This window comes from Pseudotabrizicola algicola (assembly GCF_010915705.1).
Classification (GTDB): domain Bacteria; phylum Pseudomonadota; class Alphaproteobacteria; order Rhodobacterales; family Rhodobacteraceae; genus Pseudotabrizicola; species Pseudotabrizicola algicola.
The window spans coordinates 213,848-237,687 of sequence record NZ_JAAIKE010000001.1; the positions used below are offsets into that span (position 1 = coordinate 213,848).

Consider the following 23,840-nt stretch of genomic DNA (forward strand, 5'->3'; position numbering starts at 1 on the left):
GTATTGCGACCGCTGATGCAGAAAAAGGGTCGGGAAATGGCGCAAATGTTCGGCTTCAGCGTGGAGGCAACCGATGGTTCAGCCCGCAAGGGAGTGATCCGCACGCCGCGTGGCGAGATCCGCACCCCGGCCTTCATGCCGGTCGGCACGGCGGCGACGGTAAAGGCGATGCTTCCCGGCTCGGTCAGGGAAACCGGGGCCGATATTCTTCTGGGAAACACCTATCACCTGATGCTGCGCCCGACGGCCGAACGCATCGCGCGTCTGGGTGGCTTGCACCGGTTCATGAACTGGGAGCGGCCCATCCTGACCGATTCCGGCGGATTTCAGGTGATGAGTCTGGCGTCCTTGCGCAAGCTGACGGAAGAGGGCGTGCGCTTTTCCAGTCATATCGACGGGTCCAAGCACATGCTCAGCCCCGAGCGCAGCATGGAAATTCAAAAGCTGCTCGGCTCGGATATCGTGATGTGCTTTGATGAATGTCCCGCATTGCCTGCCACCGAGGCCGAGGTGGCAAGGTCGATGGCGCTGTCGATGCGCTGGGCGCAGCGCTCTCGCGATGCGTTCGGCGATCGTCCGGGCCATGCCCTGTTCGGCATCATGCAGGGGGGGGTGACCCGAGATCTGCGCGAAGAGTCGGCCAAGGCCCTGACAGAAATCGGCTTTGACGGCTATGCGGTGGGCGGCCTTGCCGTGGGCGAGGGGCAAGAGGCGATGTTCGGGGTTCTCGATTACGCACCGGGTTTTCTTCCGCAGGACAAGCCGCGCTATCTGATGGGGGTCGGCAAACCCGATGACATCGTCGGCGCGGTCGAACGCGGGATCGACATGATGGATTGCGTGCTGCCCTCGCGTTCGGGGCGGACCGGGCAGGCATGGACGCGGCGCGGGCAGGTCAACATCAAGAACGCGCGGCATCAGGACGACCCGCGCCCGCTGGACGAAGATTGCACCTGTCCTGCCTGCCGCGGCTATAGCCGCGCCTATCTGCATCATGTGTTCAAGGCACAAGAGATGATTTCCGGCATGCTGCTGACCTGGCACAACCTGCATTACTATCAGGAACTCATGCAGGGGCTGCGTGATGCCATCGGTTCGGGGCAACTTGCAGCCTTCGTTGCCAACTTCCACGCCCAGCGCCAAGCCGGGGATATCGAACCGATCTAAGGTGTCAGCTTCCTGCATTTTCCGGCAACGCTGCAAAGATCACAACGTATGGTTGACGCGCAGGGTGGGCTTTTTCGCGGGAATTGCTGGATGTTTTTCTCTCTGGTCATGAAAAAATATGCCGGATTCCAAAGGATTGACGCATGATCAGCCGGAAAAATGGCCAGAATGTAAACTTTCGCGCGCATTTTTTGCAGCGCGCTGATAAGCTACCCGTGCAGCGCCCTGCATGGACGGACAAGAAGTTTGAAATTCCTACATTGTTTTTGTGTGGTCGACTCGTCGCTCCGCATCCTCTGGGTTGGCGGAGACTGGGATGACTTTGCGCTCGCCAATGGTGGCAGCGCGATTCTGGCCAACGACGTACTTTCCAAACGGCTGAGCGATTACATCACCGACATTACGACGGCGGACACTGTGGCGCAAATGGTGCAGGCGGTGATCGAGACCAAGGGAACACTGCGGATGGATTATCGCTGTGATGCACCGCATGAACTGCGGCGCATCCGTCTGACCATCAAGCCGATGAAGGAAGATCGCGCCATCATGGTGCATGAACTGCGCGATGCCGTGCATCTGGACCCGCCGATGGATCCGTGGTTCTTCGATCCGGCGTCGCTGAATCTGAAGTGTTCGATGTGCGGGCAGGTCTATCTGCCCGGCAAGGCATGGGAGGATCCGACCGAGCCCGGCCGGCGGCACCCCGGATTGGTAAGCTATACTGTCTGCCCCACCTGTGTGGGCCAGATTGCGGCCGCCATCAACGATATCGGTGATGGCGCGGCAGCCGCCGATGTGGGGGCATCCAACCCTCTGTCCGGCTTTAACAAGGGCTGAACGGAACAGGCCGGATTGAGGAAAAATCCGAGCCGCATTGTGACTTGCTGTCACCCCGCGCAAGGCGCAGAATGGTGACAATTGGATGGCTCGGCCTTCCCACAAGGTTGCCCCGGTTGACAGCCCATCATCGACCCCCCAGATAGAGGGGCCGAAGAGGGGAAGGTCGGGATGCTGCCGATGATCGGGGCCGTGACCTTCCTGCCGTGATAAGGATACTCGAAATGAGCGAGCAATTTCCCAACAGCTACCCGGTTCTGCCGCTGCGCGACATCGTGGTGTTTCCACACATGATCGTTCCGTTGTTCGTCGGTCGGGAAAAGTCGGTTCGGGCGTTGGAAGAAGTCATGCAGGATGACAAGCAAATCCTGCTCTCCAGCCAGATTGACCCCACCGTAGACGATCCTGCCACCGATGGCATCTACCGCGTTGGCGTTCTGGCCAATGTGCTGCAACTGCTTAAACTGCCCGACGGTACCGTAAAAGTGCTGGTCGAAGGCAAGACCCGTGTCAAAATCACGGAGTTCGTCGAAAATCCTGGCTTCTTTGAAGCAAAAGTGATGCCGTTGACCGAAACGCCCGGCGATGCCTCTGCGGTCGAGGCGATGCTGCGCGCGGTGGCGGATGAATTCGAACGCTACGCCAAGATCAAGAAGAACATCCCCGAAGAGGCGCTTGCCGCTGTTTCGGAAACGCGCGAACCCGCACGGCTTGCCGATCTGGTGTCGGGCCACCTTGGCGTGGAAGTCGCGCAAAAGCAGGCCCTTCTTGAAACGCTGGACGTGTCCGAACGGCTGGAAAAGGTCTACGGCCACATGCAGGGCGAGATGAGCGTTCTGCAGGTCGAAAAGAAGATCAAGTCCCGCGTCAAGACGCAGATGGAAAAGACCCAGCGGGAGTATTACCTCAACGAACAGATGAAGGCGATCCAGCGCGAACTGGGCGACGGCGAGGACGGCCAGAACGAGATCGCCGAACTCGAGGCGCGGATCGCCGCCACCAAACTGTCGAAAGAGGCCCGCGAAAAGGCCGATGCCGAGGTCAAGAAGCTCAAATCCATGAGCCCGATGAGCGCGGAGGCAACGGTGGTGCGCAACTACCTTGACTGGCTCTTGGGTGTTCCCTGGGAAGTGAAATCGCGCGTCAAGAAAGACCTTGGCGCTGCGCAAAAGGTGCTGGACGCCGATCACTACGGGCTGGAAAAGGTCAAGGAACGCATCGTCGAATATCTGGCGGTGCAGGCGCGATCCACCAAGCTGAAGGGGCCGATCCTGTGCCTTGTCGGACCTCCGGGCGTGGGTAAAACCTCGCTGGGCCGCTCGGTCGCCAAGGCCACGGGGCGGGAGTTCATCCGCATCTCGCTGGGCGGGGTGCGCGACGAATCCGAAATCCGCGGCCACCGGCGCACCTATATCGGCTCGATGCCGGGCAAGATCATCCAAAGCCTCAAGAAGGCCAAGACCAGCAATCCGCTGATCTTGCTGGATGAGATTGACAAGATGGGTCAAGACTTCCGCGGTGATCCGGCTTCCGCCTTGCTCGAGGTGCTGGACCCCGAACAGAACTCGACCTTCGTCGATCACTATCTCGAGGTCGAGTATGACCTGTCGAACGTGATGTTCATCACCACGGCCAACAGCTACAACATGCCGGGACCGCTGCTGGACCGGATGGAGATCATCCCGCTTGCCGGCTACACCGAGGATGAAAAGCGCGAGATCGCGCGAGGGCACCTGCTGCCCAAGCAGATCGCGGCCAACGGTCTGAAAAAGACGGAGTTTTCGGTTGATGACGCCGCCCTGACCCACGTGATCCGCTATTACACGCGCGAAGCCGGGGTGCGGAATCTCGAGCGCGAGATCGCAAAACTGGCGCGCAAGGCGGTGACAGAGATCCTCAAGGGCAAGGCAAAGTCCGTCTCGGTGGATGAGGCCAAGGTTGAGGAATATCTTGGTGTTCAGCGCCATCGCTACGGGCTTGCCGAGCTCGAAGATCAGGTGGGCGTCGTTACCGGTTTGGCATGGACGTCGGTCGGCGGCGATCTGCTGCACATCGAAGCGCTGAAACTGCCCGGCAAGGGGCGGATGAAGACGACCGGGAAACTGGGCGATGTGATGAAGGAATCGATCGATGCGGCTGCCTCTTACGTCCGCTCGATCAGCCCCCAGATCGGGGTGAAACCGCCCAAGTTTGAAACGATGGACATTCACGTTCACGTTCCGGACGGGGCAACGCCCAAGGACGGGCCATCCGCTGGCCTTGCGATGGTCACCTCTATCGTCTCGGTCCTCACAGGTATTCCTGTGCGCCGCGACATCGCCATGACTGGCGAGGTCAGTCTGCGCGGCAATGCGATGCCCATTGGCGGGTTGAAAGAAAAGCTGCTGGCGGCCCTGCGAGGCGGCATCAAGACGGTGCTGATCCCCAAGGAGAACGAGAAGGATCTGGCGGAGATTCCGGACAACGTGAAGGAAGGTCTGACCATCATTCCCGTCAACCATGTCCGCGAGGTTCTGGCTGCTGCCTTGGTCCGTCAGCCCGAGCCTGTCGAATGGGACGAGGCGGCGGAAGAAGCTGCAGCAGCGGCGCGCCGTGCGGCGGATGTCAATCCGCAGGTGCCAACCGCGCATTGATTGCGCCGCACAATAACGACGGAAAGCGCCCCATGCAGGGCGCTTTTTTCATGGAGATTTCCCCGCCAGAGAGTTGATTTTCCTAAGTATACAATCTGCAAATCTCGGTGGCATTATCGCGATTTCGTGATTAATCTATCGAAAGCGTATTCGCGTCCCCGACACAATGGAGTTGTCAATGTCCAGCAAGCCCACATCAAAACCTGGTCCCAAGGGCATTCCGGCCCCCAAGCCCAAGGTCGTGGCTGAGACTGCAGCCGAAGGCGATGAACCCGCATCCGCAGCAGCCGGCACGGCGCGCGCAGGGTCGCTGAAGCTGCGTCAGCTGGTGGACCGTGTGGTGGAAACGACGGGGGCCAAGAAAAAGGGCGTGAAAGATATCGTCGAGGCGACACTGGCCGCCTTGGGCGATGCGCTTGCCAAGGGTGAAGAGCTTAATCTGCCCGGCGTCGGCAAGGTCCGCGTTGCAAAATCGGTGGATCGCGAAGGCCGTTCGATGATGACGTTGAAAGTGCGCGGAAGTGGCACTCCAAAACCGAAACAGCCCAAAGAGGCTCTTGCAGACGCTGAAGAAGCCGTCTAAGAGACAGGCCATCGGGCGATTAGCTCAGCGGTAGAGCGCTTCGTTCACATCGAAGATGTCAGCGGTTCAAATCCGTTATCGCCCACCATCATTCCGCTTCGGCGCAAAGACGGCCCTGAAAAGGGTCGTATTTTTGCTTTGGCGCAGCAGGGCAGGACCAGTGAAAAGAAGCGGGTTGCGGGGCGCGATGCGGGCTTGAAAGCCCCTCGCTAAGGCGTTACACGATGCGCCATCGGGTGATTAGCTCAGTTGGTAGAGCGCTTCGTTTACACCGAAGATGTCGGGAGTTCGAGTCTCTCATCACCCACCATAAATACGCCGAATCAATGTCTTGTGCGCCGATGCCTATGCTGCGTCGGCGGTCTTTGCTGTTATGGGATGGGCGGATGTAAGGCCAAGCCGCCGTTTGGCGGGCTTGGCCTTGGGTGTCATGCCGCTTGGTAGCGCAGACCCGCGATCACGCCGCGCAGTTCCGCCAGACCGCGCAGGCGGCCGACAAGCGGGTAACCGGGATGCGTGCCGCGTGCTGCATCATCCAGCAGTTCATGCCCGTGATCCGGGCGGAAGGGGATCGTCCGCCCCGACGATTTGCCTTCCGCAAGCAGGGCTGCGATCACCGCGACCATATCGGTGTCGCCCTCCAGATGCGCCGCTTCCTCAAAGCTGCCATCGGGGTCTTTGCGCACATTGCGAAGATGCGCGAAGTGGACGCGCGGGGCAAAGCGGCGCGCCATCGCGGGCAAATCATTGACCGGATTGGCGCCGAGCGAGCCGGTGCAGAAGGTCAGTCCATTGGCCGGTGTGTCCACCGCGCCAAGGATAAACGCGATGTCATCTGCATCCGAGACAATCCGCGGCAGCCCCAGAATGTCGCGCGGGGGATCATCCGGATGAACACAGAGCGTCATGCCCAGATCTTCGGCCGCCGGCACAACTTCCTCGAGGAAGCGTTTGTAATGGCTGCGCAAAGCGCTGCGGTCCAGTCCGTCATATCCCTCTAGGGCGCGTTTGAGTCCGGCAATGTCATAGCGGTCATAGGCGCCGGGCAGGCCGGACATGATGGCGTGCAGCAAACCCTCCTTGTCCGTCTCTGTCGCCTGCTGGTGCCAGATCGCGGCCTTCTGCAGCGCCTCGGCGGTGTAATCGTCTTCGGCTTCGGCCCGTCCCAGCATGTAGAGTTCAAAAGCCGCCATTTTCGAGGCCTCGAACCGAAGACAAGACCCGCCCCTCGCCACGGGGGCGGTCAGGTCGGTGCGGGTCCAGTCGAGCAGCGGCATGAAGTTGTAGCAGATGTTGGTCACACCCTCGGCTGCCAGATTGGCCATCGACTGGCGGTAATTGGCAAACAGCGTGCCCAGATCACCGTTCCCGCGCTTGATGCGCTCATGGATCGGCAGGCTCTCTACCACCACCCAGTCAAAGCCTGCCGCTTCGATCTCGGCCTTGCGCGCGGCAATCACTTCGCGGGGCCAGACCTCGCCATAGGGGATTTCATGCAGGGCTGTGACAATGCCGCGCGCACCCGTCTGGGCGATCTCGGGCAGCGAGATGCGGTCAAAGGGCCCATACCAGCGCCAGCTTTCGATCATTGCACGGCCTCCATCGCGGCTTTGGCTCCTTGGGTCAGCAAGGCCGCATGGGCCTTGCGCAGAGGGCTTTCCAGCGCTTGCGCCAAACGCTGTGGAAACACAGCCTGCAGCGCCAGAAGCGCGCCTACCGGATCGTCCGAGCAGGCAGCCAGCCGCAACTCGGGTGCGAGCGGGTCTTTGACCTCAATCGGTTGTCCCGCCAGATCGGTGCCGCGCACATAGACCATCCACGCTGCCACCGCCAACATCAGGCCAGGGCAGGGGCGGGCGGCGCCGAGGTTGGTCTCCAGCGTGCCAAGGATGCGCTGGGGCAACTTCTGGCTGCCATCCATCGCGATCTGCCATGTCCGGTGGCGAATGCCCGGATTGGAATAGCGCGCGCGCAAGGCATCTGCATACTCTGCCAGATTGACCCCCTCGGGCGGCTGCAGCGCCGGAATGATCTCTCGCGTCCAGAGGCGCTGCACAAACCTGTCCAGCACCGGATCGGCCATGCAGTCGGCAATCGTCTCATGCCCGGCGAGATAGCCCAGATAGGCCAGCGAGGAATGGGTGCCGTTCAGCATCCGCAGCTTCATATGTTCATATTCGGTGACATCGCGCACCATCTGCACGCCCACTGCGGCCAGATCGGGGCGCGCGCCGCCCACGAAATCATCTTCGACCACCCATTGCCGGAAGGGTTCGTGAAGCACCGGCGCGGCATCATGTGCGCCGATCAGCGCCTCCAGGCGGGCCAGATCTTCCGGTTTGGTCGCAGGCACGATGCAGTCGACCATCGTCGACGGGAACCGCCCCTCGGTCTCTATCCATGCGGCAAGGTCGGGGTCCAGCGCTCGGGCAAGGGCCAGAACCACGCCGCGCACCACCTGCCCGTTGTTCGGCAGGTTGTCACAGGTCAGCACAGTGAAGGGGGCAAGGCCCCGCGCTTGGCGCAAAGCCAAGGCACGCACCAGAAAGCCGGGGGCCGACACCGGAAGCGGATGGGCCAGATCCTGCACGATATCGGGATGCGCCATGTTGAGCCGTCCGGTTGACGGCGCGTGGCAATAGCCCTTCTCTGTGACGGTCAGGCTGACGATGCGCACGCCCGGATCGGCCATCGCTTCAAGCACGGCACCGGGGTTTTCGCGGGCGACGAGAACATCTTGCACCGATTGCACATGGCGCAGCATCTCTCCCTCTGGCCCCAGTTCCAACGCCATATAGGTGCCGCCCTGCGGGGTCAGCTGATCGCGCATAGTCGCCGATTGCAGCGAAACGCCAAGGATGCCCCAATCACCGCCCGACAGCGACATCGCCTCTTCTATGTAGACGGCCCCGTGGGCGCGAAAGAAGGCGCCAAGGCCAAGATGGACGATGCCCACCGGCACGCGCGGTGCGCTTCGGCTCAGGCGGTTAACGGGCAAGCCAGCCTCCATCTACATTCAGCACGGCGCCGTGGATATAGGCGGCGGCTGGCGAGGCCAGGAAAACAGCGGCCTCGCCGATATCTTCGGCGCGGCCCCAGCGGCCTGCCGGGATCCGGTCCAGAATGGCCTTGCTGCGATCGGGGTCGGCACGCAGGGCCTCCGTATTGTTCGTCTCGATATAGCCGGGTGCGATGGCATTCACGTTGATGCCCTTTGCCGCCCATTCATTGGCCAGAAGTTTTGTGATTCCCGCCACCCCGTGCTTGGACGCGGTATAGGACGGGACGCGGATACCACCCTGAAACGACAAGAGTGATGCGATGTTCACAATCTTGCCGCCCCCTTGCGCCAAGGCCGCCTTGGCAAAGGCCTGGCAGGTGAAAAACACCGCCTTGAGGTTCACGTCGATCACCGCATCCCAGTCTTCTTCGGTGAAGTCGACGGAATCTGCCCGCCGGATAATGCCGGCGTTGTTCACCAGAATATCGATGCGCCGCGCGGAAAACACATCCCGCGCCGCCATCGGATCGGCGAAATCAAGGCGCAATTCCTCGCCGCCGGTCATCGCCACGGTTTGCGCGCAAGACGAGCGTCCAGCGGCGATCACATGCGCGCCTGCGCGGGCCATCGCGGCGGCAATCGCCTGACCGATTCCGGTATTGGCTCCGGTCACAAGCGCGGTCTGGCCGGAAAGGGAAAAAGGGTTCACCGCAAATCCTCCATCTTCACCATTTCCACATCGCGGTAATCGACGTTGTCACCTGCCATCGCCCAGATGAAGCTGTAGCTCGCCGTGCCTGCACCGCAATGGATCGACCACGGGGGCGAAATGGCGGCCTCCTCGTTGGCAATGACCAGATGCCGGGTCTCGTCAGGCTCGCCCATAAAGTGAAACACCCTCTGGCCTTGCGGGATGTCGAAATAGAGATACGCCTCCATCCGGCGGTCGTGCAGATGGGCAGGCATTGTGTTCCAGACGGACCCGCCGTGAAACTGGGTATAGCCCAGCACCAACTGGCACGAGGTCATCACCTCGGGGTGGATGAACTGGTTGATGGTTCGATGGTTCACCGTTTCCGGCGCGCCCAGCGTGACCTTTTTGGCATCCTCGAGCTTGATCAAACGGGCCGGATAGGCGTGATGCGCGGGGCAAGAGGTGATGTAGAACCGCCCGTGACCGGAAAAGGTGACAGGGCCCGCGCCCATCGGCAGATAGAGCACATCGCCCTTTGACAGCGCATGGCTTTGCCCGCCCGCTGTCACCACCCCGTCACCGCCGATGTTCACAACCCCCATCTCGCGCCGGTCCAGAATGCTGGCCGTGCCGCATTCCTTCACATGATCCAGCACCAGATCGGCCCCCGCAGGGACCGCGCCGCCCACGATCATTCGGTCGTAATGGGTGTAAAGCAGCCGGATCTGGCCCTCCTGAAACAAACCTTCGCCGTGGAAATGCGCCCGCAGGGCGGTTGTATCCATGCCCTTGGCTTCATTGGCGGAAATCGCCTGACGGGTCTCGACATAAAGCATAAGAAGTCCTTTCAGAGAAAATCGTCACGACGGGGAGCAAACCCATCGATCAGCGTGCCGGGTTCAAGGCAGATGCAGCCATGAACGGCATTGGAGGGAATGACAAACGCATCCCCCGCACCGACCTCGAATGTGCGCTCGGCCACGGTAAAGCGAAACCGTCCCGACCGCACAAAGGTAGATTGCACATGCGGATGCTGATGCGGCGCACCGATGGCCCCCTTGGCGCCAAAGTGAAACGCTACCGTCATCAATTCCGGGCTATCGGCCAGCACTTGCCGCGTTACGTCTTCGCCAGTTTGCACAACAGGATAGGTCATGACGGCCTCAACGGAACAGGGCAGGCAGCCACAAGGACAGCGCCGGAATGTAGGTGACAAGCATCAGCGTGCCGAAGGCCGCGCCATAGAACGGCCAGATCGTGCGCACCGCCTGCCAGACCGAAATTCTGCCCACGGCGCAGCCCACGAACAATACCGCGCCAACGGGGGGCGTGCACAGCCCGATGCCAAGGTTCAGCACAAGGATCACCCCGAAATGCACCGGATCGACGCCGAAGGCGGCCGCGACCGGCAAAAAGATCGGCGTCGTGATCACGATCAGCGGGCTCATATCCATGAAGGTGCCCAGCACCAGCAAGATGACATTGATCAGCAACAGCACCACGATCGGGTTCTCGCTGACGCTTTGCATCAGGCTGATCATCGCCGTCGGCACCTTGAGATAGGCCAGCAACCAGCCAAAGGCGGCCGCGCAGCCGATCACCAGCAGCACCATCGCCGTCGTGCGGACCGCCGCCTTGACCGCGCCCACGAAATCCGCCCAGCCCATCGTGCGATACGCCAGTGTTGTCACGCCCAAGGCATAGATCGCCGCGATGCACGAGGATTCTGAGGCCGTGAACACGCCCGATCGCACACCGCCAAAGATGATCCCGATCAGCAGCAGCCCCGGAATGGCGTTGATCAGCAGCAGGCCCAGCATCGACCAGCCCGGAAACGCCTCGGTCGGATAGCCTTTCCTTCGGGCAACATACCAGGCCGCCATCGCCAGCGACAGCGCCAGCAGCAGCCCCGGGATGATCCCTGCGGTGAACAGGTCGGCAATGGACAGCCGTCCACCCGCGGAGATCGAATAGATAATCATGTTGTGGCTGGGCGGCAGCATCAGTGCGATGATCGAACTGACGACGGTGATGTTGACAGCATAATCAACATCATAGCCGCGTTCCTTCATCTGCGGCACCATCAATCCGCCGATGGCCGAGGCATCCGCAGCGGCAGAGCCGGAAATGCCGCCGAACAGCACCGACGACGCGATGTTGACCTGTCCGAGGCCGCCCCGGAAATGCCCAACGGCTGCACCCGCCACAGCAATGAGACGCCGCGCAATGTCGCCGCGCACCATCACCTCACCCGCGAAGATGAAGAAGGGAATTGCCATAAGGGCAAAGACCGATACGCCGGAATTCAGCCGCTGGAACACCACAACGGGCGGCAGGCCCAGATAGACGACGGTGGCAAAGCTAGATACGCCCAGACAGAAGGCGACAGGCGTGCCGATCGCTAGCAAAACGACGAAGGTGCCGAAAAGGACCCAGAGTTCCATCACGCCACCTCATCCGCATCGGTTTCGCCAAAGCGCGCTGTCGGCAAGCCGGCCGCACGCCGCGCCAGCCGTTCGGCCGAAAAGATCACCATCAGCACTCCGCCGACCACGAGTGGCAGGAAATCGACTGCGCCCGTCACCCCGAGCGAGGGCAGGGTGATGCCGTAGGCCGACACCATCAACTGCCCGCCAAACCAGACCATGCCCGCCCCGAAGGCAGCAACGACCAGATCGGACAGGGAAAACAGCACCATCTTCACGCGGTGCGACACCAGATACAGCAGGATGTCAAAAGACAGGTGATACCCTTCGCGGATACCCACGGCCGCACCCAGAAAGATGAACCAGCCCATCAGGATCACCGCAGCGGGCTCGCTCCAGATGATCGAGTCGTTGAGCACATAGCGGAAAAAAACCTGCGCCCCGATGATGACGGTCATCATGACCAGCCCGGCCCCGGCGAGCCAAAGCGCGCCCTTCGCCACATATCCCAGCCAAACGGCCAGCCGTAACAATCCCGTCTGCATGAAGGCTCCACGCCGCGCGTTGCGGTCATTTTTCAGGTCATAAATGTCCCGCGGGGTCAGCCGCAGGTGCCACCGGCCCGAAGGCCGATGGCACGGGGGCGATGCCCCCCGATCCTTCGCTCAGTCGCCGATCACTCGGTTGCCTGAATGCGCTGCACCAGATCTTGCAGCTTGGGCGTGTTTGCGTGCTTTTCGTAAACGGGGACCATCGCTTCGATGAACGGGGTCTTGTCGATCTCGGAAATCACCTGCACGCCAGCCGCCCGGACCTTTTCTTCCGACACCTTCTCGCGCGCGGCCCAAAGCTCGCGGTTGACAGGGATCGAGTCCTTGGCGGCCTGCCGCACCAGCGCCTGATCTTCGGCCGACAGCTTGTCATAGCTTGCTTTCGACATCACCAGAACTTCCGGCACGATCAGGTGCTGGTTCAGCGTGTAATAACCTGCCACCTCGAAATGGCCCGAGGATTCATAAGACGGCCAGTTGTTCTCGGCCCCGTCGATCACACCGGTCTGGATCGCCGAATATACCTCGCCATAGGGCATGGGTGTGGCATTCGCGCCAAGCGCGGTCATCATGTCGACGAAGACATCAGACTGCATGACACGCATCTTCATGCCCTTCAGATCGTCAATCGACGTGATAGGCTTTTCCTTGTTGTAGAATGACCGCGAACCGCCATCGAAATAGGCCAGACCGACAAAGCCGTGGGGTTCGAAAGCCGCCAGAATCTCGTCGCCGACAGGGCCATCCATCACACGGTGCATGTGATCGGTCCCGCGGAAGATGAAGGGCAGCGACACCACCTTCGTTTCCTCGATGATGTTGTTGAACGGCCCCATCGACACGCGGTTGAAATCGATCACGCCGAACTTGGTCTGCTCGATGGTGTCCTTTTCCTCGCCAAGTTGGGCCGAGTGGAACACTTCCACGCAGATGCGCCCGTTGCTGCGCTCTTTGAGCAAGTCGCCCATGTGCTTGACCGCTTCGACCGTAGGATAGCCGTCGGGGTGCGTATCGGATGATTTCAGGGTGACTTCACATTCGGCAAAAGCTGCCCCCGCAAAGGCAGTTGTCGCCAGAAGGGCCGCAGCCAAAGTCTTGTATTTATTCATTTCTTTCTCCTCCCGTTAAATGGCTTCACAGCCGGTAGGCTTGCTTTGCAAGCCGGTATGCAAGGTCGTGGGCGACCTCATATGCATCGGTCTCTGCCAGCCGTCCGGTGCGGACCAGCGTAGCCAGAAAGGCGCAATCCACCCGGCGCGCGACGTCATGGCGCGCGGGGATCGACAAATAGGCGCGGGTGTCATCGTTGAAACCGACGGTGTTGTAGAAGCCCGCGGTTTCGGTGGTCATCTCGCGAAAGCGGCGCATGCCTTCGGGGCTGTCATGGAACCACCATGCCGGCCCCAGTTTCAACGCCGGATAAACGCCCGCCAAGGGGGCAAGTTCGCGCGCATATGCCGACTCGTCCAGCGTGAAGACAATCACCGAAAGCCGGTTGTCCATGCCAACGGCATTCAGCAGCGGGCGCAGCGCTGTGACGTAATCGGTGCGACCCGGAATGTCGAAGCCCTTGTCGCGCCCGAACATCTCCAGCATGGAGGCGGAATGGTTACGGCGGCTGCCGGGGTGGATTTGCAGCACAAGCCCGTCCTCCAGGCTCATCCGCGCCATCTCGGTCAGCATCTGCCCGCGGAAGGCATCGGCCTCCTCTGCCGAACATTCCCCGCGCAGGGCGCGCGCGAAAAGCAAAGCCGCCTGATCCTGCGGCAGATCCTCGGTGCGGGCGGTCGCATGCCCGTGGTCGGAAGAGGTGCAGCCATAACCGATAAAGAACGCACGCCGGATGCGGTGCGCGTTCAGATAACCCGACCACGTCGCCGTGTCCTCGCCCGTCAACTCTCCCAAACGGGCGACATTCTCGGCAAATCCGGCAAATTCGGGGTCCACCACCGCATCCGGGCGATAGGCTGGCACCACGCGCCCCTGCCACCCCGACGCGCGGATCATCTGGTGCCAGCGCAGGTCATCCAGCGCACCATCGGTGGTGGAAATCACCTCGATCTTGAACCGATCAAACAAAGCGCGGGGACGAAAGGCAGGGGTGGCAAGCGCGGCGTCGATCCGGTCGTAGTAATCATCGGCGGTGGAAGCCGAGAGCGGAACATCAAAGCCGAACACCGTCTCGAACGCATGGTCCAGCCACATGCGCGACGGCGTGCCGCGGAACAGGTGGTAGTTCTGTGCAAACAGCCGCCAGATCTTGCGCCCGTCTGTCTCGGTCGGTCCGCCATCGGCGCGCGGCACCCCCAGATCGGTGAGCGCGATGCCTTGCGAGCAAAGCATGCGAAACACGTAATGATCGGGCGTCACAAAAAGCTGTGCGGGGTCGGGGAAGGGGGCATTGGTGGCATACCAGCGCGGGTCGGTATGGCCATGCGGGCTGATGATCGGCAGATCGGCAACCGTGGCATACAGCGCGCGGGCAAGGCCACGCGCAGCGGAATCGACAGGCATCAGGCGATCGGCGTCCAGCAGCGGCACTTGTGTTTTCCTTCCCCTTGGTGCGTGATCGGCGAAAGACGCTTTTCAAGGCACTCTCAAACTAATATGCTAGTATGCGAAACCTGTCAACGGAGGGAAATATGCCCGATAGCACGCTGCTGAAAATGCTCGAGCCTGTGCAGCGGCCCTCTGTCACCGATGCGATTTTCGAAGAATTGCACCGGCAGATCCTGGCGCTGGACTTGCCACCCGGCACAAAGATGTCCGAGGTCGATGTGGCCCGGATCATGGGCGTGTCGCGCCAGCCGGTGCGCGATGCGTTCTACCGGTTGTCGACGCTGGGGTTTCTGACGATCCGCCCGCAGCGGGCCACGGTCGTTTCACCGATTTCGGAAACCGCCGTCATGCAGGCGCGCTTCATACGTTCGGCCATCGAGGCAGAAACGGTGCGCATGGCCTGTGCGCGTCTGGGCGAGGCGGACTTGAACGCGCTTGACGATGTGCTGGATCAGCAGCGCGCCGCCGTCGAGGCACGTGACGCGGTCGGCTTTCACGCGCTCGACGATCTGTTTCACCGCGAAATCTGCGAGCGCAGCGGGCATGGCTTTGCATGGGAGATCATCCGCGAGAACAAGGCGCATATGGACAGGGTGCGTTTTCTGTCGCTGTCCTTCGCCTCGCAGGATGCCTTTGATGATCACTTGCGCGTCATGGCCGCGCTGCGCCAACGCGATGCCGCAGGGGCAATGGCGGCCATGCATGCGCATCTGTCGCGCATCAAGGTGCAGATCCGCCGCATCCGGTCAGAGCATGAAGCGTTCTTTGAGGGCGAGCCAATGGCGGATTGAGCCGCGGCCAGATTTTGTCTCTGGCCGCGGCCCCTCGCATCACTCCAGTTTCGCCAGCACGTCGGCCAGCGTGCCGATCAAGGTGTCGATCTGCGCGCGCGAGATCATCAGAGGCGGTGACATGGCAATGATGTCGCCGGTGGTGCGGATCAGGATGTTCTTGTCATAAGCTGCCAAAAATGCGCTGAACGCCCGTTTTGTGGGCTCGCCTGCAATCGGGTCCAGTTCGACTGCGCCGATCAGCCCCATGTTGCGCACATCGATCACATGACGCGAGTCGCGCAAGGAATGCAGCGCCTCTTGCCAATAGGGTGCAATCTCGGCGGCACGTTCGAACAGCCCTTCTTCGCGGTAGGTCTCCAGCGTGGCAATGCCGGCGGCACTGGCGATGGGGTTGCCCGAATAGGTATAGCCGTGGAACAGCTCGATCATATGCTCGGGGCCGTCCATGAAGGCGTCATGCACATCGGCGGTGGTCAGCACCGCCCCCATCGGAATCACCCCGTTGGTCAAGCCCTTGGCGGTGGTCATCATGTCGGGCAGCACATCGAAATACTGCGCGGCAAAGGGCGCGCCAAGACGGCCAAAGCCGGTGATGACCTCATCGAAGATCAGCAGGATGCCATGCTTCTTGGTGATCGCGCGCAAGCGCTCCAGATAGCCCTTTGGCGGCAGGATAACCCCGGTGGACCCGGCCACAGGCTCGACGATCACAGCGGCAATCGTTTCGGCCCCGTGCAGGGCAACCAGCCGCTCCAGATCGTCGGCCAGATTGGCGCCATGCTCGGGCTGCCCTTTGCTCCAGCGGTTCTGGTCGGGCAGATGCGTATGAGGAAGGTGGTCTACACCGCTGAGAAGACTGCCAAAATGCCGACGGTTGTTGACGATCCCGCCCACTGAGATGCCGCCGAAGTTCACCCCGTGATAGCCGCGCTCGCGCCCGATCAGACGGGTGCGGCTGGCCTGACCCTTGGCGCGATGATAGGCAATCGCCAGTTTCAGTGCCGTTTCAACGCTTTCCGAGCCGGAGTTCGTGTAAAACACATGCTCGATGCCCTTGGGAGCGATGTCGATGATGCGGTTGGCAAGCTCGAAAGCAACAGGGTGCCCCATCTGGAAAGCAGGCGCGTAATCAAGTTCTGCCGCCTGCTTCTGGATTGCCTCGGTGATCTTGGGGCGGCAATGCCCCGCGTTGCAGCACCACAGACCGGCCGTGCCATCCAGCACCTGACGGCCATCGGAGGTGGTGTAATGCATGTCCTTGGCCGCAACGAACATCCGCGGGTTCTTCTTGAACTGGCGGTTGGCGGTGAAAGGCATCCAGAAGGCGTTCAGATCATTGGGGGCTTTGCGGTCCAGCGCCATGGCATCGGAGTTCCTGTTGGGGCGGCCTTGCGGCGCGCGGATGGGTTTTGACCATACGGTCAGATGTTGCTATCACTGGCGCCAGGCCAGTCAAGTGTCGCATGGGTCTGGTGCATGTTAGCACGGCCAGCCCAAGCTCTGCCAATTGCAAGATGGCGCATTCTGCGTCACCCTGCCACTCCGGCCCCAGGAATGACGTCAAAATGCCAAGACCCAAGACCCGTATCCAGATCAGGAACTCTGAAACCATTCTGGAAGCGGCCCTCGATGTGTTTTCGGCCCACGGGTTTCGCGGCGCGACCTTGGACCAGATCGCCGAGGTGGCGGGCCTGTCAAAGCCGAACCTGCTGTATTACTTCCCGTCGAAAGAGGCGATCCATCACGCGCTGCTGACGCGGCTGCTGGCAACGTGGCTTGATCCTTTGCGCGACATGGATGCGGCGGGTGATCCTGTCGCCGAGGTGATGGGCTATGTGCGGCGCAAACTGGAGCTGAGCCGCGATTATCCGCGCGAAAGCCGCCTGTTCGCGATTGAAATCCTGCAGGGCGCCCCGCGTATGCGCGAGGCGATTGAGGGCGAGTTGAAGGCCCTTGTCGCGCAAAAGGCAAAGGTGCTGCAAACCTGGATGGATGAAGGGCGGATCGCGCGCCTTGATCCGGTGCATCTGGTGTTTTCCATCTGGGCGCTGACCCAGCATTACGCCGATTTCGACGTGCAGGTCCGCACGGTGCTGGGCGACGGGCGTGACCCTTATGCCGAGGCCGGGGCCTTTCTCGAAACACTCTACACCCGTTTGCTGGCCCCCTGATCGGGACCGTCGGGTAGCCGGTGTAAAGCTGTTGTAAACTTCACTTCGCTTTGTAAAGTTGGCGCAGGTCGTGACAGGGGTTCGCCATGCCCAGCAGTGCAAGCAACAGCGCCGCCAGCCTGACGGGCAGCCTGATCCGGGAACGGCGGCTGGCGCTTGGGCTGCGGCAGGGCGATGTGGCGCAGGCCGTCGGGATATCTGCCAGCTATCTGAACCTGATCGAGCACAATCGCCGCAAAGTCGGAGCCGATGTGCTGGGCCGTCTGGCCGAGGTTCTTGGCACCGAGGCGGCAAGTCTGGCCGAAGGCGCGGGCGGGGCGCTGATCGATGATCTGCGCGCGGCGGCGGCCACAGCCCCCGGCCAGCAGCCCGAGCTTGACCGGATCGAGGATTTTGCAGGGCGCTTTCCCGGTTGGGCTGCGGTGCTGGCGGCGCAGCATCACCGGGCGGCGCATCTTGAACGGGCAGTCGGCGCGCTGAATGACCGGCTGACGCATGATCCGCACCTGTCAGCCTCTTTGCACGAACTGCTATCGGCACTGGCCTCCGTGCGCTCTACCGCGGCAATTCTGGCCGATACCGAAGATATCGAACCCGACTGGCGCGCGCGCTTTCACCAGAACCTGCATCAGGACAGCGAGCGCCTTGCCGTCGGTGCCGAGGCGCTGGTGGCCTATCTCGACGGGTCGGATACGGCGGTAGACACCGGGCTTGCCGCCCCGCAGGAAGAGGTGGAGGGCTGGCTTGCGGGACGGGGCTGGCATCTGGCCGAACTGGAGCAGGCGGGCGGGTTGGAGCGGCTCGAGGGCGAAGTTGCGGGCCTTGCCTCTGCCGCCGCGCGCGCGCTTGCCCGCACCTTTCTGCGGCAGGCCGCAGCCGAGGCGCTGCGCCTTCCCGACTCGGCCCTGCGCCGCGCGATGGAACAGGGCGAAAGCGATCCGTGGGTGCTGGCACAGCGCGCGGGCCTGCCCGTCTTGGGGGTGATGCGGCGTATTGCCCTGCTGCCCGACTCGCCCGCCGGATTGGTCGTCTGCGACGCCTCTGGCACCTTGCTCTTTCGCAAGCCGGTCGATGGCTTTGCCCTGCCGCGTTTTGGTGCGGCCTGTCCGCTTTGGCCGCTGTTTGCCGCCCTTGCGCGCCCGATGACCCCCTTTGCCGATCATGTGGAACCCGCAGGGCGTTCGGCGCGGCGGTTTCGCACCTTGTCGATATGCGAAACCCGCTTGCCGCTTGGGTTCGCCGGGCCGGAACTGCGGGAGGCGGCGATGCTGATCCTGCCCGATCCGGGCCCGCGCTCCGCCGCACCCGTGCTGGCCCTTGGCTCCTCTTGCCGGATCTGCCCGCGCAACCCTTGCCCTGCCCGGCGAGAGCCATCCATTTTGGCAGAAGCCGAAGCGCAATAGTGCTTTGACATAATCCGGCTGAGGCCGGATAGTCAGCGCGATGCCGGTGAAAAACCGGAGGGGGGAACGAAGACCTATGACGGCGCGTGTGCTGCTCATCGAGGATGAGCCGAACATCAGCGAGGCGATCCGATTCATCCTGTCGCGCGATGGCTGCGACGTGACGACACTTGCCGACGGTCATGCGGCGGTCGCGGCGGTGCGGGCTGAAAAACCCGACCTTGTGATCCTTGATCTGATGCTGCCGGGGCTGAGCGGTCTCGAGATTCTAAACCAGTTGCGCGCAGACCCCGCCACAGAGACCCTGCCTGTCATGATGCTGACCGCGAAGGGGCAGGGGCGGGACCGCGAGGCGGCCGAGCGCGCGGGGGCAAATCATTTCATGACCAAGCCGTTTTCCAATGATGACATGCGCGCCGCCGTGCGCTCGCTGACAAAGGGCTGATCTGATGGCCCGGACGCCGCGCACACCGCCCCTGTTCCTGCGCCCTGCCAGTTACCGGCAGCGCAGGCGGCGCGATGCGGCGCGGCTTCTGCCGGTCGTGGGCGTGTTCCTGATCCTGCTGCCGGTCTTGTGGGCGCCGCAGGACACGTTCCACCGCGACACCGCGCCTGACGGGATTTACCTTTTTGTGGCCTGGGCGGTCCTGATCGGGCTTGCGATGCTCATTTCGCGCAGCCTGACCGCGCCCGAGGACGAAGACGATGGCGCCGCCCCCGTCGATCAGGATTTCGGGCGATAGGGGCGCGCGGCGATGCCCTTCAACATTCTGGTCCTGTCCTGTCTGGCCTATGTGATCTTCCTGTTTCTGGTCGCATGGGCCGCCGAGCGCAGGGCCGACCGGGGCCGTCTGGGCTGGCTGCAATCGCCGCTGATCTACACGCTGTCTCTGTCCATCTATTGCACGGCTTGGACCTTCTACGGTGCGGTCGGATATGCCGCGCGCTCGGGGCTGGAGTTCCTGACGATCTATCTGGGGCCGACCATCGTGTTCATCGGCTGGTGGTGGATCTTGCGCAAGCTGGTGCGGATCGGGCGGCAACAGCGGGTCACCTCCATCGCCGACCTCATTTCCAGCCGATTTGGCAAATCCAACCTGCTCGGCGTGATCGTGACGATCATCGCGGTCGTGGCCGCCACACCCTATATCGCACTGCAACTCCAATCGGTGACCCTGTCATTCAGCGTTTTTGCCAGCCCTACAGATGACGGTTTTTCGCCACCCGGAACCGAGGCCACGGCCATCTGGGTGGCAGGTGGGCTGGCTTTGTTCACCATCCTGTTCGGCACCCGCAATCTGGATGCCAAAGAACAGCACCACGGCATCGTCACCGCCATCGCGGTCGAGGCGGTCGTCAAACTGGTCGCGCTGATCGCGGTGGGGATTTTCGTGGTCTGGGTCATGGCGGACGGACCAGCCGACATGATCGCGCGGATCGACGCCTCTGACATCGCGGACTGGAACCTGCAACCGGGCCGTTGGGCGGGGCTTCTGTTTGCGGCGGGCGCTGCGGTCATCTGCCTGCCGCGCATGTTTCAAGTCATGGTCGTGGAAAACGCCGACGAACGGCATCTGGCCACCGCGTCATGGGCGTTTCCGCTGTATCTCTTTGCGATGAGCCTCTTCATCGTTCCCATTGCGGTGATGGGGCTGGAAAGGCTGCCTTCCAACGCGAACCCTGACATGTTTGTGTTGACGCTGCCCTTGGCCGAGGGGCAGGGCACCTTGGCGATGCTGGCGTTTCTGGGCGGCTTTTCCTCGGCAACCTCTATGGTGATCGTGGAATCGATCGCGCTTGCCACGATGGTATCAAACCACATCGTCATGCCGGTCTGGCTGCGCCTGCGCCCGTCGCGGGCGGTGTCGGGCGATGTGCGGCGGCTGGTGCTGTTGTCGCGGCGCATTTCCATCGGCGTGGTGCTGGGCCTTGGCTATGCCTATTATCGCCTGTCGGGTGGCTCAACCGCTTTGGCCGCAATCGGGCTGATCGCCTTTGTCGGCGTTGCACAGTTCTTGCCGGCGATGGTATTCGGCATCTTCTGGCGGGGGGCGACGCGGATCGGGGCCGCGCTTGGGATGACGGTGGGCTTCCTGGTCTGGGCCTATACCCTGTTCCTCCCCTCCTTCGGGCCGGATGCGGTGATCCCCGCGATGGTTTTCGCCGAAGGTCCGTTCGGAATCGGCTGGCTGCGCCCGCGGGCGCTGTTTGGCGTGGCCACGATGGACCCGCTGCTTCATGCGCTGTTCTGGTCGATGACCCTTAACACGGTAGCCTTCCTGACCGGATCGTTGCTAACCTTTCCCGGCCCTGTCGAGCGGATGCAGGGCGCGGCCTTTGTGCGTGTGTTCGATACCACCTCCGACAGCCCCCGCGGCTGGGAGAGGGGGCTTGCCGAACCCGAGGATCTGCTGGTGATGTCGCAGCGGATCATGGGGGATGAAGACGCGCTGACCTTTTTCGAGACCGAGGCAAAAGGACAGGGCAAGGCGGGCTATCTACCTGATCCGACACCGGATTTCATGGCGCGGCTGGAACGGCGGCTTGCCGGTTCGGTGGGGGCTGCAACCGCCCATGCGATGATGAGCCAGCTTGCGGGCCGGGCCACCGTGACGGTCGAGGATCTGATGGCGGTCGCCAGCGAGTCAGCGCAGATCATGGAATACTCCGCAAGGCTCGAAAGCCAGCAGGAGGAACTGACCCGCACCGCACGGGCGCTGCGCGAAGCCAATGAAAAGCTGATGCAGCTTTCCATCCAGAAAGATGCCTTCCTGTCGCAGATCAGCCACGAATTGCGCACCCCCATGACCTCGATCCGGGCGTTTTCCGAAATCCTGACCGAAGGCGATCTGCCGCCCGAAATGGTGGCGAACTACGGGCGCATCATTCAGGACGAGGCCAAGCGGCTGACGCGGCTTCTCGATGATCTGCTCGATCTGTCGGTGCTGGAAAACGGCACCGTGCAGCTTAACCTCGGGCTGTCCAACCTGAGCCAGATGATCGACCGCGCGCTTGCCAGCGCCAGCCACACCAAACCCGAGCGCAGTTTCACGATCGACCGCGACCTGCCGATGGAGAACATCTTCATCCGCACCGATGCGGACCGTCTGGTGCAGGTCTTCATCAACCTGATCTCTAACGCACGCAAATACTGCGACGCGCAATACCCTGAACTCAGGATTTCCGTCCGGCAAAAGGGCGGGCGGGTGACGATCGATTTCATCGACAACGGATCGGGAATTCCCAAGGAGAGCCAGGCTCTTATCTTCGAGAAATTCGCCCGGCTGACGGATCAGACCCGCGCGGGCGGGGCGGGGCTCGGGCTTGCCATCTGCCGCGAGGTCATGGCGAATCTGGGTGGCACGATCACCTACCTGCCGGGGCAGGGCGGTGCGGCGTTCCGTGTGGCGGTGCCGCTGCGGCTGGAAAGAAAAGCCGCCTGACTCCGGCTCATTCCGTGTGCGCGTCAATGCTTTGGTAACCTCGCCACGCGAACATGCCTGAAAGAGAGCAAGGAAGGATCGCCGTGGCGGGTGAGGTGTTGCGCAAGAAAGTGCAGTCCATGCAGCAGGCTGCCTTGGCTGGCGGGCCGGGGGCTGAACGCGCGTGGCGCGTGGCCTTTGCCCGCGCTGCCCGCGATATGATGCAGCTTCCGGTGGACTTTCTCAGCCTGTCGACGGCGCGGGTGTCCTTGCCGGAATTGCTCGACATGCCGACCGAACGCGCCCTGATCCTGATGCTCGAAGGGCCGGAAGACGGGCTTGGCCTGTTGGTCCTGTCGCCCGATCTGCTTTCTTCGCTGGTCGAGGTGTTGACGCTGGGCAAATGCGGCACCCAGACGCCAGATCCGCGCAAGCCCACGCGCACGGACGCAGCCATGATCACTCCCGTCGCAGACCTTGCGCTTTCGCATCTCGAAGAGGCTTTGGCTGAAGATGCTGATCTGGTTTGGACAAGCGGCTTTCGCTATGCCTCCTTCATCGAAGAGGCGCGCGCCTTGGGCCTCTTGCTTGAAGACATCACCTTTCGCTGCCTGACGGCGCGCCTGTCCCTCGCCAACGGTGCGCGTGCGGGGGATATGACCCTGATCTTGCCCGCTGACGGACGTGGGCGCAAACCGCGGATGCGCTCTGATGCGGTGCCAGAGGCGGTGGCGCGACCCGCCTTTGCCGCCGCCCTCGCGCACCGCGTCGAAGAGGCGAACTGCCAGATCGACGCTGTTCTTGCCCGTTTGTCGATGCCACTGGCAGAGGTGATGCGCCTGTCGGTCGATATGGTGCTGCCCTTGCCCAACGCAGCGCTTGACCAGATCAGGTTCGAAGGGATGGATGGCCGTGCGGTGACCGTGGGCAAACTGGGCCAGCAGCGCGGCATGCGGGCCATCAGGCTTGCCGCGGATGGATGGGAAGAGGGGCGGGGCGGGCCGGCGGTCGCCTCAGCCGTTCGCCCGAGCGGGGGGGCGGCAGATGCGCCCGCCCCGTCGGGGTTTGACCCAATCGCGACAGACTTCGGTGAGAATGTCTCCCAAGGGTTTGACTTTGCATCCTTTCCCGCAACGGGAACGGACTAGGCCCCGCCGCTTACCTGCGGGCCAAAGCCTCTATCTGGGGGCGCAACCCTTCTAGATTATAGCCAAAGCGCGCGGCCGTGCCGATCAGCTCGTTCGCCGGAACTTCACCCGCCTTGGCCAAGGCCCAGCAGATCGACGACCGGTTGCCACTGGCACAATAGGCCAGAACGGGACCGGTGGCCGAGGCGATCGCCTCGGCTTGCGCGGTCACGTTGTCCATCGTCAGCGCGCCGCCGATAACCGGATTGATCACGAATTCCAGCCCCGCCGCCTCGGCCGCGGCTTGCATCACGGCTGTGTGGTGCGAAGGCGGGATTTCGCCATCGGGTCGGTTGTTGATGACCCGTGTATAGCCAGCAGCCTTGATGGCGGCAAAATCTTCGGGGTCGATCTGCGGGGAAACGGCGTAGTCGGGCGTCAGGGCGCGGATATCCATCCGGTGTCTCCTTGG

At 62.2% G+C, this 23,840-nt stretch carries 22 protein-coding genes and 2 tRNA genes; 13 read left to right on the forward strand and 11 right to left on the reverse strand.

What is annotated here, in order from left to right:
- The first annotated feature begins 36 nt into the window (after window positions 1–36).
- The 6 genes from tgt (at window position 37) to G3572_RS01045 (ending at window position 5,530) form a co-directional block, all read left to right on the forward strand.
- Entirely contained in the window at window positions 37–1,167 is a 1,131-nt protein-coding gene (tgt, locus tag G3572_RS01020; protein WP_164608829.1) for a tRNA guanosine(34) transglycosylase Tgt, read from the forward strand.
- A gap of 246 nt (window positions 1,168–1,413) precedes the next feature.
- Window positions 1,414–2,004 (forward strand): hypothetical protein, encoded by a 591-nt coding sequence (locus G3572_RS01025; protein WP_164608830.1) that lies wholly within the window; start codon window positions 1,414–1,416, stop codon window positions 2,002–2,004.
- A 224-nt stretch (window positions 2,005–2,228) separates the two neighbouring features.
- Entirely contained in the window at window positions 2,229–4,637 is a 2,409-nt protein-coding gene (lon, locus tag G3572_RS01030; RefSeq protein WP_164608831.1) for an endopeptidase La, read from the forward strand.
- Between the two features lie 178 nt (window positions 4,638–4,815).
- On the forward strand, window positions 4,816–5,220 hold the full coding sequence (locus G3572_RS01035) for an HU family DNA-binding protein (protein ID WP_164608832.1): 405 nt from the start codon (window positions 4,816–4,818) through the stop codon (window positions 5,218–5,220).
- A gap of 13 nt (window positions 5,221–5,233) precedes the next feature.
- Window positions 5,234–5,308: transfer RNA gene (locus G3572_RS01040), tRNA-Val, on the forward strand.
- Between the two features lie 146 nt (window positions 5,309–5,454).
- Window positions 5,455–5,530, forward strand: a tRNA-Val gene (locus G3572_RS01045).
- Between the two features lie 118 nt (window positions 5,531–5,648).
- Here the strand turns inward: G3572_RS01045 and uxuA are convergent.
- The 9 genes from uxuA to uxaC all read right to left on the reverse strand — a co-directional run bounded on the left by uxuA (window position 5,649) and on the right by uxaC (window position 14,433).
- The gene (gene uxuA / locus G3572_RS01050) at window positions 5,649–6,809 is read right to left on the reverse strand and encodes a mannonate dehydratase (RefSeq protein WP_164608833.1); all 1,161 of its coding nucleotides are present in this window, start codon (window positions 6,807–6,809) and stop codon (window positions 5,649–5,651) included.
- A complete protein-coding gene (locus G3572_RS01055; protein WP_164608834.1) occupies window positions 6,806–8,230 on the reverse strand; it encodes a mannitol dehydrogenase family protein in 1,425 nt (474 codons plus the stop codon). The genes uxuA and G3572_RS01055 overlap by 4 nt, the downstream gene beginning before the upstream one ends.
- Window positions 8,208–8,930: a 2-dehydro-3-deoxy-D-gluconate 5-dehydrogenase KduD gene (kduD, locus tag G3572_RS01060; RefSeq protein WP_164608835.1), complete on the reverse strand. Its 723-nt coding sequence runs from the start codon at window positions 8,928–8,930 to the stop codon at window positions 8,208–8,210. Before kduD ends, G3572_RS01055 begins: the two co-directional genes overlap by 23 nt.
- Window positions 8,927–9,751: a 5-dehydro-4-deoxy-D-glucuronate isomerase gene (gene kduI / locus G3572_RS01065; RefSeq protein ID WP_164608836.1), complete on the reverse strand. Its 825-nt coding sequence runs from the start codon at window positions 9,749–9,751 to the stop codon at window positions 8,927–8,929. The genes kduD and kduI overlap by 4 nt, the downstream gene beginning before the upstream one ends.
- 11 nt (window positions 9,752–9,762) lie before the next feature.
- Window positions 9,763–10,071 (reverse strand): cupin domain-containing protein, encoded by a 309-nt coding sequence (locus G3572_RS01070; RefSeq protein ID WP_164608837.1) that lies wholly within the window; start codon window positions 10,069–10,071, stop codon window positions 9,763–9,765.
- A gap of 7 nt (window positions 10,072–10,078) precedes the next feature.
- Window positions 10,079–11,359, reverse strand: coding sequence for a TRAP transporter large permease (locus G3572_RS01075; protein WP_164608838.1), 1,281 nt, complete (start codon window positions 11,357–11,359; stop codon window positions 10,079–10,081).
- Window positions 11,359–11,886: a TRAP transporter small permease gene (locus tag G3572_RS01080; RefSeq protein ID WP_164608839.1), complete on the reverse strand. Its 528-nt coding sequence runs from the start codon at window positions 11,884–11,886 to the stop codon at window positions 11,359–11,361. The genes G3572_RS01075 and G3572_RS01080 overlap by 1 nt, the downstream gene beginning before the upstream one ends.
- A 131-nt stretch (window positions 11,887–12,017) precedes the next feature.
- Window positions 12,018–13,001 (reverse strand): TRAP transporter substrate-binding protein, encoded by a 984-nt coding sequence (locus G3572_RS01085; RefSeq protein WP_164608840.1) that lies wholly within the window; start codon window positions 12,999–13,001, stop codon window positions 12,018–12,020.
- 25 nt (window positions 13,002–13,026) lie between these two features.
- Window positions 13,027–14,433, reverse strand: a complete 1,407-nt coding sequence (gene uxaC, locus G3572_RS01090; protein ID WP_164608841.1) for a glucuronate isomerase — start codon at window positions 14,431–14,433, stop codon at window positions 13,027–13,029.
- A gap of 101 nt (window positions 14,434–14,534) precedes the next feature.
- Between uxaC and G3572_RS01095 the strand changes: the two genes are divergently transcribed.
- Window positions 14,535–15,242 (forward strand): GntR family transcriptional regulator, encoded by a 708-nt coding sequence (locus G3572_RS01095; protein WP_164608842.1) that lies wholly within the window; start codon window positions 14,535–14,537, stop codon window positions 15,240–15,242.
- 39 nt (window positions 15,243–15,281) lie between these two features.
- Here the strand turns inward: G3572_RS01095 and aptA are convergent, their stop codons facing one another.
- On the reverse strand, window positions 15,282–16,607 hold the full coding sequence (aptA, locus tag G3572_RS01100) for an omega-aminotransferase AptA (protein WP_164608843.1): 1,326 nt from the start codon (window positions 16,605–16,607) through the stop codon (window positions 15,282–15,284).
- Window positions 16,608–16,810: 203 nt separating this feature from the next.
- Here aptA and G3572_RS01105 point away from each other — a divergent pair, with 203 nt between their 5' ends.
- The 6 genes from G3572_RS01105 to G3572_RS22350 all read left to right on the forward strand — a co-directional run bounded on the left by G3572_RS01105 (window position 16,811) and on the right by G3572_RS22350 (window position 23,389).
- On the forward strand, window positions 16,811–17,416 hold the full coding sequence (locus G3572_RS01105) for a TetR family transcriptional regulator C-terminal domain-containing protein (protein WP_164608844.1): 606 nt from the start codon (window positions 16,811–16,813) through the stop codon (window positions 17,414–17,416).
- Between the two features lie 86 nt (window positions 17,417–17,502).
- On the forward strand, window positions 17,503–18,819 hold the full coding sequence (locus G3572_RS01110) for an XRE family transcriptional regulator (RefSeq protein ID WP_164608845.1): 1,317 nt from the start codon (window positions 17,503–17,505) through the stop codon (window positions 18,817–18,819).
- 76 nt (window positions 18,820–18,895) lie between these two features.
- Window positions 18,896–19,264 (forward strand): response regulator transcription factor, encoded by a 369-nt coding sequence (locus tag G3572_RS01115; protein ID WP_164608846.1) that lies wholly within the window; start codon window positions 18,896–18,898, stop codon window positions 19,262–19,264.
- A gap of 4 nt (window positions 19,265–19,268) precedes the next feature.
- Entirely contained in the window at window positions 19,269–19,562 is a 294-nt protein-coding gene (locus G3572_RS01120) for a hypothetical protein (protein WP_164608847.1), read from the forward strand.
- Window positions 19,563–19,574: 12 nt separating this feature from the next.
- Entirely contained in the window at window positions 19,575–22,262 is a 2,688-nt protein-coding gene (locus G3572_RS01125; protein WP_164608848.1) for a sensor histidine kinase, read from the forward strand.
- An 83-nt stretch (window positions 22,263–22,345) separates the two neighbouring features.
- A complete protein-coding gene (locus G3572_RS22350) occupies window positions 22,346–23,389 on the forward strand; it encodes a FliM/FliN family flagellar motor switch protein (protein WP_164608849.1) in 1,044 nt (347 codons plus the stop codon).
- A gap of 10 nt (window positions 23,390–23,399) precedes the next feature.
- Here the strand turns inward: G3572_RS22350 and G3572_RS01135 are convergent, their stop codons facing one another.
- Window positions 23,400–23,825 (reverse strand): protein tyrosine phosphatase family protein, encoded by a 426-nt coding sequence (locus tag G3572_RS01135; protein ID WP_164608850.1) that lies wholly within the window; start codon window positions 23,823–23,825, stop codon window positions 23,400–23,402.
- Between the last annotated feature and the right edge of the window lie 15 nt (window positions 23,826–23,840).